This window comes from Meiothermus cerbereus DSM 11376, from assembly GCF_000620065.1.
GTDB lineage: Bacteria > Deinococcota > Deinococci > Deinococcales > Thermaceae > Meiothermus > Meiothermus cerbereus.
This window is the reverse complement of record NZ_JHVI01000007.1, coordinates 37,476-51,290: the sequence shown is the minus strand read 5'-3', so window position 1 is coordinate 51,290 and position 13,815 is coordinate 37,476. Positions and strand designations below refer to the sequence as shown.

Annotated in this window: 11 protein-coding genes; 3 read left to right on the top strand and 8 right to left on the bottom strand. The window is 60.2% G+C overall.

Annotated elements, in window-relative coordinates; translation table 11 throughout:
* Positions 1–26: 26 nt before the first annotated feature.
* From asnB to Q355_RS0102320, 8 genes are all read right to left on the bottom strand, one after another.
* Positions 27–1,937 carry an asparagine synthase (glutamine-hydrolyzing) gene (asnB, locus tag Q355_RS0102355; protein WP_027876306.1) on the bottom strand — a complete coding sequence of 637 codons (1,911 nt, stop codon included), beginning with the start codon at positions 1,935–1,937 and terminating at the stop codon, positions 27–29.
* A 38-nt stretch (positions 1,938–1,975) separates the two neighbouring features.
* Complete coding sequence (locus tag Q355_RS0102350; protein ID WP_027876305.1) at positions 1,976–3,124, bottom strand: DegT/DnrJ/EryC1/StrS family aminotransferase; 1,149 nt, start codon at positions 3,122–3,124, stop codon at positions 1,976–1,978.
* Positions 3,121–3,699 carry an acyltransferase gene (locus Q355_RS0102345; protein ID WP_027876304.1) on the bottom strand — a complete coding sequence of 193 codons (579 nt, stop codon included), beginning with the start codon at positions 3,697–3,699 and terminating at the stop codon, positions 3,121–3,123. The genes Q355_RS0102350 and Q355_RS0102345 overlap by 4 nt, the downstream gene beginning before the upstream one ends.
* A gap of 1 nt (position 3,700) precedes the next feature.
* Entirely contained in the window at positions 3,701–4,645 is a 945-nt protein-coding gene (locus Q355_RS0102340; protein WP_027876303.1) for a Gfo/Idh/MocA family protein, read from the bottom strand.
* Between the two features lie 9 nt (positions 4,646–4,654).
* Positions 4,655–5,974 (bottom strand): nucleotide sugar dehydrogenase, encoded by a 1,320-nt coding sequence (locus Q355_RS0102335; protein ID WP_027876302.1) that lies wholly within the window; start codon positions 5,972–5,974, stop codon positions 4,655–4,657.
* Between the two features lie 9 nt (positions 5,975–5,983).
* The gene (locus Q355_RS0102330) at positions 5,984–7,222 is read right to left on the bottom strand and encodes a glycosyltransferase family 4 protein (RefSeq protein ID WP_027876301.1); all 1,239 of its coding nucleotides are present in this window, start codon (positions 7,220–7,222) and stop codon (positions 5,984–5,986) included.
* A 255-nt stretch (positions 7,223–7,477) separates the two neighbouring features.
* Positions 7,478–8,650, bottom strand: coding sequence for a right-handed parallel beta-helix repeat-containing protein (locus tag Q355_RS0102325; protein ID WP_245597461.1), 1,173 nt, complete (start codon positions 8,648–8,650; stop codon positions 7,478–7,480).
* 199 nt (positions 8,651–8,849) lie between these two features.
* Positions 8,850–9,626 (bottom strand): YveK family protein, encoded by a 777-nt coding sequence (locus Q355_RS0102320; protein WP_027876299.1) that lies wholly within the window; start codon positions 9,624–9,626, stop codon positions 8,850–8,852.
* Between the two features lie 267 nt (positions 9,627–9,893).
* On the opposite strand from Q355_RS0102320, the gene Q355_RS0102315 reads away from it, so the two are divergent.
* The 3 genes from Q355_RS0102315 to Q355_RS0102305 are packed head-to-tail and all read left to right on the top strand — an operon-like array spanning position 9,894 to position 13,775.
* On the top strand, positions 9,894–11,324 hold the full coding sequence (locus tag Q355_RS0102315) for a lipopolysaccharide biosynthesis protein (protein ID WP_027876298.1): 1,431 nt from the start codon (positions 9,894–9,896) through the stop codon (positions 11,322–11,324).
* Positions 11,321–12,607: an O-antigen ligase family protein gene (locus Q355_RS0102310; protein WP_027876297.1), complete on the top strand. Its 1,287-nt coding sequence runs from the start codon at positions 11,321–11,323 to the stop codon at positions 12,605–12,607. Before Q355_RS0102315 ends, Q355_RS0102310 begins: the two co-directional genes overlap by 4 nt.
* Positions 12,582–13,775 (top strand): glycosyltransferase, encoded by a 1,194-nt coding sequence (locus Q355_RS0102305; RefSeq protein ID WP_027876296.1) that lies wholly within the window; start codon positions 12,582–12,584, stop codon positions 13,773–13,775. Before Q355_RS0102310 ends, Q355_RS0102305 begins: the two co-directional genes overlap by 26 nt.
* Positions 13,776–13,815 lie beyond the last annotated feature (40 nt).

The following is a 13,815-nucleotide window of genomic DNA, read 5'->3' as shown; positions in this document are numbered from 1 at the left end:
TAAGGGACAGGGGATGTTCGGGGCGTTTAGTCGAAGCGCACGTCAAAGGTGCGGGCCCAGGCAACCAGATTAATCCAGCGCCAGACCCGGAAGTCAAACGGCTTGTGCCCGGCCAGGATGGCGGCAAATTCCGCTTTTACGGCGGCCTGACGGAAGGGGTCAATACAGCTCAGGGTTTCTGAGTCCAGCAGTTGTTTGACCCAGGGGGCGAGCTGCTGCAACCAGCGCTGCTCGGGGGTGGCAAACCCCACCTTGTCTTTGCGCTCCAGGATGGCCTGCGGTACCAGGCCCTGCATGGCCCGGCGGAAGACGGCCTTGGTCTGCCCCTGGGGCGAAAGGACATAGGCCTCAGGTAGGTTGAGCAGCAGCTCCACCAGCCTGGGTGTGAGGAAGGGCACCCGGCTCTCGATGGAGTGGGCCATGGAGTTGCGGTCTTCGTAGCGCAGGAGCTTGGGCAGGCTGGTCTCGGTAAGGGACTGCAGCAGCTCGTGGCGCAGCACATCCCGTCTGTGGGCGGCACGGGGTGAGACGAGCTGTACGTTGCGTTCGGTAAACCAGGCGGAGTTGAGCCAGGGCGGGGTGAGTTCCTGTCCTGCCAGCCGACGGGCCAGGGGCTCGAGGCCGGGCGGGATCAAAAAGCCAATTGCGCTTTTCCAGGTGTCCTTCAGGGCGGGCTCGAGCTGGCTTGCGCGCAGGAAGGCCAGGGCCTCGAGCCACTTTCCTTGCCGCACCAGGGAGGCCAGGCGGGCGCCGCCGTACACCGCATAGCCCGCCAGCACCTCATCGGCCCCCTGACCGTCCAGCATCACCTTAATGCCGGCTTCCTGGGCCAGCCGAAAAACCCGGTACTGGGCATAAATGCTGGTGGAGCCAAACGGTTCACCCTGCACCTGCACCAGGTGGTCCAGGTCGGCTACCAGCTCGGGGGCGCTGGGCTTAACCTTGTGGGCCTGAACCCCGGCAGCCTGCCCCACCAAGTCGGCCCAGTGCTCCTCCGAGACGCCGTTATCGGCCACGTAGGTAAAGGTGTGCAGCTCGAGGTTGGGCTCGAGCTGGCGCATGGCCATGACGATGGCCGAGGAGTCGATGCCCCCCGAAAGGGCTGCACCGACCGGCACGTCCGAGCGCAGATGCAGCCGCACGTTCTCCAAAAACTCTTCCCGCACAGCTTCGGCAGCCTCCTCAAAGGAGAGCTCGAGGGGGCTTTGTAGGGTGGGCTGCCAGTAGCGCTGGGGTTCCGTAAGCCGCAGGTTGTTCAGATCGAGCCGCAGGTAGTGCGCGGCGGGAAGCTGCTGGATGTCCGAAAAGAGCGTTTGTGCACCATCATCGGTCAGGCCAAAGCGCAAATAGCGGTAAAGGCGCTCGGGGTTGGCCTGGCGGCGAACCCCCGGCAGCTCCAGCAGCACCGGAATTTCGGAAGCAAAGCCCACGCCTTCGGCAAAAGCCGAGTAATACAGCGGCTTGATCCCAAAAAAATCCCGCACCAGATGAAGGCTCTGCTCCCGGGTGTCCAGCACGGCAAAAGCGAACATGCCCACCAGACGCTTTAAGGATGCCGGGCCCCAGTGGGCCCAGGCTGCCAGCAGCACCTCGGTATCGGAGTGGGAGCGGAAGCAATAACCCAGGGCCTGTAGTTCTTGGCGCAGCTCGAGGTAGTTGTAAATCTCGCCGTTATACACCAGGTGGTAGCGCTCATCCGGGCTCGACATGGGCTGCCAGCCCAGTTCGGACAGGTCGAGGATGGAAAGCCGCCGGTGTACCAGCAGCACCGATCCCTGGGCCCCGTCCCAGGTCTTGCCCCGGCTGGCCGCAGCGGCGGGGCTCCAGGCCAGCCAGCCCTGATCGTCCGGGCCACGGTGGTGCAGACCCTGTAGCGCCCGGCCAGCCCAGTTCAGGGCCCCCGGCTTACGTAAAGCGATACCAGCAATACCACACAAAAGCGCTTCCTCCCTCCAGCCCGTTTCGGTCTATACACCTAACCCTGCAACGCGGTTCTTACCGCCTCGATAACCGCCATCTGGGTTTCCTGCTGCATTTGCGGCCAGATGGGCAACGAGAGCACCTCTCTTGCTGCCCGCTCGCTTTCGGGCAGGTTTAGCCCCAGCGGCTGGTAGATGGGCAGCTTGTGCAGCGGCACCGGGTAGTAGACCATGGTGCCCACCCCAAGTTCGGCCAGCCGGGCCTGCACCGCATCACGCTTGTTGCCCAGTACCCGCACGGTGTATTGGTGGAAGATATGCCCGGGGCTCAGGGTTGGGGTGACGAGGCCCTCGAGGCCAGCCAGGCCGTCGTTGTAGCGCTGGGCGATGGTTCGGCGGGCTTGGTTGTAGCGCTTTAGATGGGGCAGCTTGACCAGCAAAATGGCGGCTTGCAGGGTGTCCAGCCTCGAGTTATACCCCACCGCTTCGTTGTGGTATTTCTTGCGCGAACCGTGGGCCCGCAGCATCCGGGCCTGCTCGGCCACCGTGTCGTCGGAGGTGACCAGAAGGCCCCCGTCGCCGTAGGCCCCCAGGTTTTTGGAGGGAAAGAAGGAAAAAGCCCCCACGTCGCCCAGGGTTCCGGTAAAGCGGTGCAGCAGCGGGCCTGGGTTGCAGTCGCATCCCGCACAGCCCTCGTAGCGGGCGCCAAACGACTGGGCGCAGTCTTCCAGCACCTTCAGACCATGCCGACCAGCGATTTCCAGTATCTTGCCCATGGCGGCTGGGTTTCCGTACAAGTGCACCGGAATAATGGCCTTGGTTTGGGGGGTGATGGCCGCCTCGAGCAACTCGGGGTTCAGGTTGAAGCTCTGGGGGTCGATGTCCACAAATACCGGGTTGGCACCCAGCAGGCTAATGGCCTCGGCGGTGGCAAAAAAGGTAAAAGGACTGGTAATCACCTCGTCTCCAGGCCCAACCCCCAGCGCCCGCAGGCCGATAATCAGGGCATCGGTGCCGGAGTTCAGGGCTACTGTGTGCTTTACCCCCAGGTACTGGGCAAGCTGGCGCTCGAGCTCCCCCACCTCCGGCCCCATGATGAACTGGGTAGAGCGCAGAACCCGCTGTATGGCCGCGTTGAGCTCGTCCCACAGCTCGTTTACCTCTGCGCTCAGGTCAAGGATGGGAATCTGGGTCAGGGTCTTCACTTGATCCTCCGTACTTCGAGGGGGCCCACTTTCTGATAAACGTGCCCCTGTGAGTCGGTTACGGTGTCGCTTTGGCTAAAGTCCAGGCGGTCACCGTAGGCGCTCATCCAGCCGATCACCCGGGCAGGAACGCCAGCCACGATGGCATAGGCCGGTACGTCTTTGGTGACCACAGCGCCCGCAGCGACAAAAGCCCCCTCGTGCAGGGTAACGCCGGTAACGATGGTGGCGTTGGCGCCAATGCTGGCTCCTCGCTTGACCAGGATGCGGCCGTAGTCGGCTGCGGTGTTGCGGGGGAACTCGCTGCGGGGGGTCAGGACGTTGGTAAACACCATGCTAGGGCCGCAGAACACGTAGTCTTCCAGGATTACCCCCTCGTACACCGAGACGTTGTTTTGAATCTTGACCCCGTTGCCAATCACCACGTTGTTGGCAACGTATACGTTTTGTCCCAGGCTGCAATTCTCCCCGATAATGGCCTTAGCACTAATATGGCTAAAGTGCCAGATTTTAGTGCCCCGGCCAATCTGGGCGCCTTCATCTACAATAGCGGTCTCGTGCTTGAAGTAGTCCATACTATTGCTTGACCGTCTGGAGGAATGGGTGCATGGTGGAGGCTTGGCTCGACAGGGGCAGTGTGCGGATTTGCGCCACAGTCGCAATGGCCTGGTAGGTATCGTCCAGGCCAAAGCCCTTACCAGCCAGGGTGCGCTCGTAGACGCGGGTGTGCAGCTCGGTAAAGCCATCGGAGAACTCAATTTCTTCACCGTCTAAGCGCATTGAGCGGTAGGTGCGCTTGCCCTGGGCCCTGAGGGCGGCAGGTACGTAGCCCACGTCTATTGAAAGGAACCAGCGCACCTGGGCTTGTTCTAGCTCGAGGTAGCCTGAGGCCACGGTGTCGTCCCGGCGGTGCACCTCTATCTGCTGTACCCTGCCAAAAAGCCAGGTGAGCATATCGAAGAAGTGCACCCCGATGTTGGTGGCCAGGCCCCCCGACTGCTCGGTGCGGCCCTTCCAGCTCCGCAGGTACCAGGTGCCGCGGCTGGTGATGTAGGTCAGGTCGAGCTGGTATTTGCACTGGGGCTTAGCCTGCAGACGAGACTGCAGGCTAAGCAAAGCCTCGTGGGTGCGAAGCTGCAAAATGGTCCAAACCCGCCGCCCGGTCTCGGCCTCGAGGTCTTTGAGCTGTAGAATTTCTTCGGGTTTGAGCACCAGGGGCTTCTCGCAGATGGCGTCGGCACCTGCCCGCAAAGCCATGCGGATATGGGCATTGTGCAGGTAGTTGGGGCTGGCGATGCTCACATAATCGACCTGCTGAGGGGTGCCGCGCAGGCTGTAGAGGTAGTCCTCAAAAAGCTCGGGCTGGGTAAAAAACTCGGCCTCGGGGAAGTACGCGTCCAGGATGCCCACCGAGTCAAACGGGTCGAGCGCGGCGACGAGGTTGTTACCGGTGTCCTTGATGGCCTTGAGGTGGCGGGGTGCGATGTAGCCCGCCGCGCCAATCAATGCAAAATTCTTCATAATTCCCCCTTACAAGAGCACCACATTGTCGGCTTTGAGGCCACGGGTGGCGTAGCGGGTATCGAGCACCACCTTGGATAGCGCCACCACGCGGGCATAGTCCACGTTTTTGTGGTTGGTGGTAATGATAACCAGGTCGGCGTTTTGCAGCAGCTCGTCGGTAAGCTCAACGCTATCAGCGACCAGGCCATGTTCTTCGACGTGCGGTGTCCAGCTATCGTGGAAGACCACCTCGGCGCCCCGCTTTTGCAGGAGCTTGAAGACCTCGATGGCCGGACTTTCGCGGTAGTCGTCCAGGTTGGCCTTGTAGGCCATACCCAGCAGCACCACCTTGGCGCCCTGCAAGGGCTTGCCGTGCTGGCTCAGCACTCGAGCCGCCTTGTCTACCGTAAACTCTGGCATTTTACGGTTAATTTCGCCGGCCAGGTTGATGAAGTGAGTGTTGAAGTTGTACTCCTTGGCCTTCCACTCGAGGTAGTGCGGATCCAGCGGGATGCAGTGGCCGCCCACGCCGGGGCCAGGGTAGAAGGGCATGATGCCAAAGGGCTTGGTAAAAGCTGCGTCCAGCACCTCCCAGACATTCAAGTCCATGCGGTCACACAAAAGGGTTAACTCGTTGACCAGAGCGATGTTTACGGCCCGGAAGGTATTTTCGAAGACCTTGACCATCTCGGCTGCTTTGGCGCTGCTCACCGGTACCACGTGGTCAATGGTTTTGCTGTAAAAGGCCACCGCTACCTCGAGGCTCTCCGGCCCCACCCCGCCCACCACCTTGTTGGTGTTTTTGGTGGTGTAGCGGGCGTTGCCCGGGTCTACCCGCTCGGGGCTATGGGCCAGGAAGAAGTCCTGGTTCAGCTTGAGCCCGCTTTGCTCCAGGATGGGCAGCATCACTTCCTCGGTGGTACCGGGGTAGGTGGTGGACTCGAGGCTGACAAGCTGGCCGGGCCGCAGATACCTGGCAATTTCGCGGGTTACGCCCTCCACGTACTGCAAATCGGGCACCAGGTTCTTGGTGAGGGGAGTGGGCACGGCAATCACCACCACATCGAGCTCAGGCACTACCTCGAAGCTGGTGGTGGCGCGAATCAAGCCCTGGGCCACTAGCTCGCGCAAATCCTCGTCTTTTACGTCGCCGATATAGTTGTGGCCCTGATTAATCATTTCTACCCGTTTGGCGCTGCGGTCAATGCCCACCACGCGGTAGCCCACCTTGGCCTTCTCGACAGCAAAAGGCAGGCCCACGTAGCCCATGCCTACCACGCCGACCACGGCGGTTTTATCTTCAATGCGCTTTAACAAAAGGGTTTTTGGGTCTACAACAGTCTGCATATGTTCTCCTTATACCGGAACTTTTTCACCTTTGGGCTGTCCAGATTGAAGCTGGGTGAGCCAGTTTTGTATCAGGCTCGACCAGCTTAAGTGGGCTTCCACATAGCGCCGTCCGTTCTGGCCCAGCTTCTCGGCCAGGGCGGGGTTCTCTATCAGCCTCATGATGTTGCGGGCCAGGGCCTGGGCGTCCTCGGGGGGGCTCACCAGCCCGGCCTGGGCCGACTCAATTAAGCGAGCACCTTCGCCGCTGCCGGTGTACAGGATGGGCCTAGCACAGCTCATTCCGGCAAATATCTTGACCGGGCGGGTCATCTCGAATAACGGTGAGTCGCGCAGGGTCGAAAGGCCGGCTACCGCCAGCGAGTAGAGCCTGGTGATGTACTCGGGGGGTTTTGGCTCTAAGAAACGCACATTGGTAAGCCCCATTTCCTGCGCCATCTGCTTCAGGCGGGGTTTTTCTGAGCCATCGCCGATGAGCACCAGCACCACCTGCGGATCCGACAAAAGCTGGGCGGCCTGGAGCGCAACCTCGAGCCCGTGGGCATAGCCGTGGTTGCCAGCATACAGAACGACCTTCTTGCCCTCTAGCCCCAGCTCACGCGCAAGTGCCAGGTCGGGCGCTGTGGGTTTGAACAGCTCAGTATCGACCCCGTTGGGCAGGTAAAGCACCTTATGAGCGGGAACCTTCTTTTCCTCCAGCAAAACCTTCCGGATGCCTTCGGTAACCGCGGTAACAAAGTGGGCCTGCCGGTAGCTCCAGCCTTCCAGACCTTCAGCCAGGCGCAGCAGCAGCCCTTCCTTCATGAGGCCCAGTTGGCGCACCGAGTCCGGCCAGAGGTCGGCCACGTTGAATATAAAAGGCACCCCAAAGCGGCGCGAGGCCAGGTGGGCCGTTAGGCTAAGAAACAGGGGAGGCGACTCCACAAAGATGTAGTCGGGTTTCTGAACCCTCAGCAGCCCACCCAGTGCGCTCACCATAAAGCTGAAGTAGTTGAGCAGCCGCTTGGGGCCAGTGCCCATGGCGGGATAGAGCCAGGTGCGTACCACCCGTACGCCTTCCCAGTCTTCCTCGAGCCAGAGCTTGCCCCGGTAACCCTCAAAGATCTGCCCGGTAGGGTAGTTGGGTAAAGCCGTGATCACCTCTACCTGGTGTCCCAACCGCACCAGCTCGCGAATGACCGAGGCCAGCCGCACCTGCGCTGCGCCAATCTCTGGAGGAAAATACTGGGTTAAAAACAAAAAGCGCACACTACCTCCCATGCGGGTATTGGTTTCCAGTCTGGCTCGACGGCTTTCCTGCAAGCACTGGACGCAACCGGCGAGTGCTTTGCCCACTGTGAGTTCTTGCCAACTCTTCTAGTAGGACACTCGGCTCGCTCACTCCATGTAGTGTAGTCAGTTTTAGCTGCTCGGACAGGTTGTTTGACCCAATGGGCGTTACAGCTCTGCCCCAGAACCTGTGAACTCAACGCTTCGTGAGAACCTTATAGGTAACGCGGGCGCCTAGCGGATTTCTAAGGGGCCTAAGTCGGGGGCTGTGCCCATAATGCGTGGATGGCCCAGAAAATCGAAGCTGGGGGCTGCTTCACGAATACCTTTGTCGATGGCCGGGCTGTCGTTGCTCAGGCGGTAGTCGCCGCTGCCGTCGGCCTTAAAGTTTATGAAGCGCGGGTCTTCGTTCAGGCTGCTTTGCTGGCTGCTGGTGAGCAAGACCCAGTTGGTGGCGTTGTTCCAGACCAGGTTGTTAACAAATCGATTAACCCCGGTGTTGTTCTCCTCGCTGATGCCGCGGGGGTTGCCCACCACGATGTTGTTGGCTACCAGGAAGTTTTCGGCTTTGTAGCCGAGCGTGTTTTCGCCCGAGCCCACCGAGATGCCGCCGTAGAGGTTGGAGAAGGAAAGGTTATGGGTCATAACCACAGCACTGGCGGCCTGCCAGGTGGTAATCCCGAAGCCTCGAGCCCGGTAGATAATGTTGTTCTGAATGATGCCCTTAGGGCTCCCTTGGTAAATGCCGTGGATACGGGTGCATGAGCCCGCCGAGAGATCGCCGATGTCGTGCACCAGGTTGCTCACAATAGTGGTGTTGTTGGCGTTGGGCTGGCTGGCATTGATCCCTGCCCCGCCGTTGGTGTCGCACTGGGGCCGGATGCCGTAGACGTGGTTAAAGAGAAAGCGGTTGTAGGGAGCCCAGCTGATGATGCCGCTGTTAGTGGCGTTGGTCACTTCAAAACCCACAATATCCACATAGCTGCCGCGGACATCAATACCAAAGAGATTGCCCTGGGCGTTGAGTTTGGCGCCCCAGCGGGTTTCGGAGGCGATGGTGATGCGTTGAGAGACAGTACCGGAGACAGTAACCTGCACGGACTCGTTGTAGTTGCCCGGGAGCACCCGCAGAACGTTGCCGGGCTTTAGTTTCTGGACGGCAAAGGAGAGGGTGGCCCAGGGGCGCTCGCGTGAGCCGTCGTTGGCGTTGCTGCCGCTGGGGCTTACGTAGTAGGTAGGGCCGCTGGGCAGGCTGAACAAACCATACGAGGTATCCGGTCTGGGGTTCAGGGGGGTGTATTGAGAGCCGGTAATGCAGGCTGCCAGCAAAATGACCAAAAACGCCACCGCCCATTTGACGCCGATCTGCCTTGCGGGTAACCAGAGGGTAAAAGTTCGTTTTCTCATAAACACCAAAGCGATTCCTGGAGCAAATACATTGGTACACCAAATATAGCCGATTCTGCGCTTGTGCAACCCGAACCTGGCTGCCGGTATCTGGCGATATTTGCTGGGGCCGGACTACCGCGCTACACACGAGGCCTTGGCGGGAACACCCAACCTGGCCAGCTATGCTTGGGCTCCCCCACGCGCTTTACCCAGTAGTTTACCCAATAGAGCCAGATAGCCGATCCCGTACGGCCAGCAGAATAAACCCGAGCAGGAGTATGGAGATGGCGGCAATTCCTGCCGTGAGCAAGGGGCGGGGCCAGATGGCCTCGGTGGGTACTTCGGCCTGTGCCAGCAGCGAAAGCTGGCCGGTGGCGCTGTTTTCCAGAGAACGCACAATGCCCAGTTCGCGCTCGAGGCCAGCCCGTAGTTCCCGTAGTACGGCCTGGTCGGTGCGGTTGGAGGCCTGAGCAAGCTGGATATCCACCCAGCGAATCCGGTTTTCCAGCGAAATGCTGGCGCGCTTGAAGTTGTCTCGGATCAGGGCTTCCTCCCAGTTGCGCAGGGCTTCGGCCCAGGTGTTGGCCAGGGCTGCAGCCCGGCGGGGGTCAGTATCGCGGGCGCTCAGCACAAAAACCGTCGAACTCGAGCCCACCGTTTCGATTGAGCGGATTCGCAATTTTTCCCGAACCTTTGCGGCTTCTTTTGGTAATATGCTAGGAAAGCGCCGGTTCATCTGCTCGAGCACCAGGGTGCCGTAGGCGGCTTCGCGGTAGGCCGCAGCAGCCAGGGGTCGGAACTGGGGGGAGCTGATGGTGGAACCTAGCTCAACCGGCTGGGCCGAAAGCAGCCGGGCGGAAGCTTCGTAAACACGCGGTTGAAAAGTGCTCAGAAGGTAAGCTGCGACCGCAGCCACCACCGCAAGCCCCAACAATGCCCACATATAACGGCTAAAGCCCAAGAGCAAACGGTCGAAATCGGTCATGCTGGACATACTTCTCATCATGTTTCCTCGGGTTTTGACTAGAGGTTAACAACACACCAGGAAACCCAACCCGGCTGGCCCGCTGGTGGACTCAGCCTAACCGCATTGGCCCAGGAACGCTAGGGGAAATAACCCGCTGCTCCTAAGATAACCCAATTCCGCAAGCGTTTAACGCTCGAGGTTACGCAAAATAACCGACGGGCTGGGTCAGGCTGTGTACCATAGGGGTTGGACTATAGCAGGTATACCCGCAGCCGCAACCCCACACCGCCCTGTATGACCCGAATCAAAGGTTTTTTTACCCAGACGTCCTTTATGCGTAGCGCGGCCTTGCTGGCCAGCAGTACGGTATTGGGTCAGGGTTTGGTCATTCTGGTACAGCCCCTTCTGACACGCATCTATAAGCCAGAAGACTTTGGCTGGTGGGCTTTGTATGGCTCAATCCTTTCCCTGGCGGCGGTGGTAATCAACCTTCGCTACGAGCAGGCCATTCAGCTACCAAAGGAGGAACCGGAGGCCCGCAGGCTATTGCTGATTGCAGTGGGCGTGGGCCTGGGCCTGAGCCTGCTAATAGGTGCAGCCTTTTGGTTCCTTCGGGATAATTTTTCAGTTTGGCTGGGTGTTCCAATCCCCGGTTGGTTTGCGGTTCTGGTGGGTGTGGGGCTGGCTTGCATCGCCCTTATGCAGTCGGGCAGCATGTGGGCCTTGCGCTTGCAGCGCTTTGGTGTGCTGGCCCAAACCAAGTTTCAGCAAGGGCTCTGGCAGGCTCTGGCCCAGGTGGGCCTGGGGCTACTGGTTAAGGGGCCGACTGGGTTACTGTTGGGTGATGTGCTGGGGCGCCTGGGGGGTGTGCAGGCCTTGTTGCGCTTGCTGCCCCGCAGCCTCGAGGGTGTGAGCTGGCTTTCCTTGCGTCAGACGGCCCGTCGCTACCGGAGCTTTCTTGTGTTTGGTAGCAGCGCCGCCTTGCTGACCGCGGCCAGCTTCCACCTGCCGTTTATTGTGCTGACGGCCTTTTTTGGCACTGCGGCAATGGGACAGTTTGGCCTCAGCTACCGTATTACCACCATTCCCGTCACCCTGGTGGCCCAGTCCATTGGGCAGGTCTTTTTTTCCAGGGCCGCGGCAGCCCGCGAGACCCCCGAGCTGGCCCGGCTCACCACCCAGACCGCTACCATGCTGTTGGCGGTGGGGTTGCCTGTATTTGGGGCTTTGTTTGTGATAGCACCCCAGGCTTTTCCCCTAATTTTTGGCTCCGAGTGGCAGGAAGCGGGGGTTTACGCCCGGCTGCTGGCGCCTTACTTACTGCTTTCTATGGTGGCGCAACCCCTGTCTACCTTGCTTACCGTGCGGGAGTGGCAGCGGGCCTTGCTGGTTTTCACCATTTTAGAGCTGGCCTTGCGCATGGGGGCTATTTACTGGGGCATAACCACCCAGCAGATCTACTGGGCGGTTTTTTTGTTCGCCGCCAGCAGCGCCCTGGTGGCTGGGATGTCGCTGGTGCTGTTCTTCCGGGCGGCGGGGGTGCGCTGGGCTGATTTTTGGTTCGGCTTACGCCGGTTTATCTGGCTCAACCTGCCTGTTTTGTTGCTGCTGTGGGGGCTTGAGCACTGGATGGCAGGCTGGGCTTTGCTGGGTCTGGCGGTTTTTCTGGGCGCAGTTGTTCTGTTTTTAACTGCCAAAGAGCTCGGGAAGGAAGGTTTGCGATGAGGTTGGTTGCGCCGCTGACGGCGGCTTTGCTGTTTCCCCTGTGGTCCTGGCTGGCTTTCCCACAAATTTTGCTGTACCTGTATACCTTTAGCCTGCCGCTCGAGGGGGTATTTGCTGTGGAAGGGGTGTTTACCCTATCCAAGGCGCTTATGGGCCTGTTTTTGCTTTCTCTGGTTTTCCAAATACGACGCCCGAAAATCGCCTGGTTTCCAGCCCTGGTGCTTACCTGGCGGATGATTCCGCGGCTGCGGATTTCTGTGCTGGCCGTGGCCCTAATGCTCTGGCTTTTTCTGAGCTACTTTTGGTCGGTAGAACCGTCGGCAACCTGGGACAAGATCCAGGCCTGGGCGCAGCAACTGGTGGGAGCCCTGGCTATAGCCTTTTTCATCATGGCGCGGCCCAGAACCATCCAACCCGTTTTGTTTTCCTACTCGCTGGGGGCTGGTATCGCTGCAGTTCAGGGTATCGCCAACTACCTGCAAAATCCTTTGAGCCGTACCACCTTTGCCGGGGCAGCCGACGCGGCCGATTTTGCGGCGGTGGTCTTGCTGGGTTCTTTGGTGGCGGTGGGCTTGTGGCTGACCACAAAAAGCCCCTGGATGCGCTGGTATAGCATATTCTGCTTTGCAGTCTGTACCCTGGCGGTGGTGCTTTCCGGCACCCGCAGCGCCTGGGTAGCCATTGTGGTTACGCTGGCCTTGGTGATTCTGCCGCGTCTGGGCTGGCAGCGGTTTCTTACGCTGGGCCTGGCATCTGGGCTGGTGGGCCTGGCGCTGTTTCAGTTGCCAGCGGTCAACCAGTTTCTGACCTCCCGCATTACCTCTGCCGCCGAGGACGGGGGGGCCGGTCGGACGGCCATCTGGACGGTGGGTTGGCAGATCGCGCAACAAAACCTCATCTTTGGGCATGGCCTGGGAACCTTTACGGTTTTGTTTGGCCAGGGTGTCGCTGCTGAATCCGACCTCGAGTCCATCGATACCTACTACATCACGGATGGTCGGGGGGCGCACAACATCTACCTCGAGCTCGTTAGCGAGGTGGGTCTGATAGGGTTGGGCATTTTTCTGGCCTGGATGTGGGTCTTGCTTCAGGTGAGCTTGCGGCAATCGGTGCACCCCGACCTGATTCTGATTCTCAAGGCCTGCTTGCTGGCCTACTTAATCCAAGGGGCGTTTCTGGGCATTCTAGAACGCAAATACCTGTGGCTGACCATCGCGCTTTTGCACGGTCTGGCCATGATGGTTCGAGGTAACATTTATGCGCCTGCTGCTCCTAAGCCCTGACTTCCCTTCCGAAGTCAACCCATCGGCGTGCATTTTTGTGCAGACCCAGGCCCTCGAGCTGCAGCGCCTGGGGGCACAGGTCGATGTGTATGCCCCCATCCCTATGGTGCTGCCCGGAATGGCCCGGCTCAAACCAGCCTGGCAAGCCTATGCCCAGATTCCCACCCATTACCAGGTGGAAGGCCTAAAGGTAGCCCGCCTGCGCTACCTAGCCTTTCCGGGCGAGAACCTTTGGGGCTGGCCGCACCACCTCAAAGCCCTCGGGCTGCGGCCCTACCAGGGGCGCAACTACGACCTAATTCACGCCCACTTTGCCCACCCGGAGGGCACTTTAGGGCTTTGGCTGCAGCGTCGCTGGAAAAAGCCCCTGGTGATTACGCTGCACGGCGATGATGCCAACACCTACCCTTACCAGAGCCCCCGTTACATGCGCTACTTCAAGCGGGCCCTGGCCCAGGCCGACCTGATCCTGGCGGTGAGCGAGGCCATTCGTCAGAAAGCCCAACCCCTCACCAGCCGCCCGGTGATTACCCACCGGGTGGGGCTAAGGCTGCCCCCACGCCACCTCAGGCCCGACAAGCAGGCTTTGCGGGCCGAGCTGGGTCTGCCCCCTGACAAGTTCGTGCTGTTGTTTGTGGGAACCCTCTGGAAGTACAAGGGCGTGGGGGAACTGGCCCAGGCCCTGCACCAGCTCGACGATGAAACGCTGCTGGCGGTGTTTATCGGTGAGGGGCCCATGCGCGAGCAACTGGTGAGCACCTCGCGTACTGCTATTCGCTGCTTGGGTCAGCAACCCAACCCGGTGGTTCGGGCGCACATGGCCGCTGCCGATGCGCTGATACTGCCTTCCTACCGCGAAGGGCTGCCCACGGTGGTGGTCGAGGCCGGGGCAGCGGGTCTGCCGGTTATCGCCAGCACCCAGGGGGGCATACCTGAACTCATCAGCCAGGAGACCGGCTTTCCCCTCGAGGAAATCAGCCCTGAGGCCATCCTGCAAGCCCTGGCCCAGCTTCGCAGTAACCCCACACAGGCCCAGGAACGTGCCGAAAGGTTGCAGGCGCACGTCTACCAGCATTACGACGCCAGCCAGAACGCCAGAACCCTGTTAAGCTACTACCAGCGCCTCATCGAAGGCCAGCCAGTCACCTCAGCCAGGGATGTTGTTTAGCTCTTTTATGGAAAAGCCTCATCAGACACAACCTGCTTAC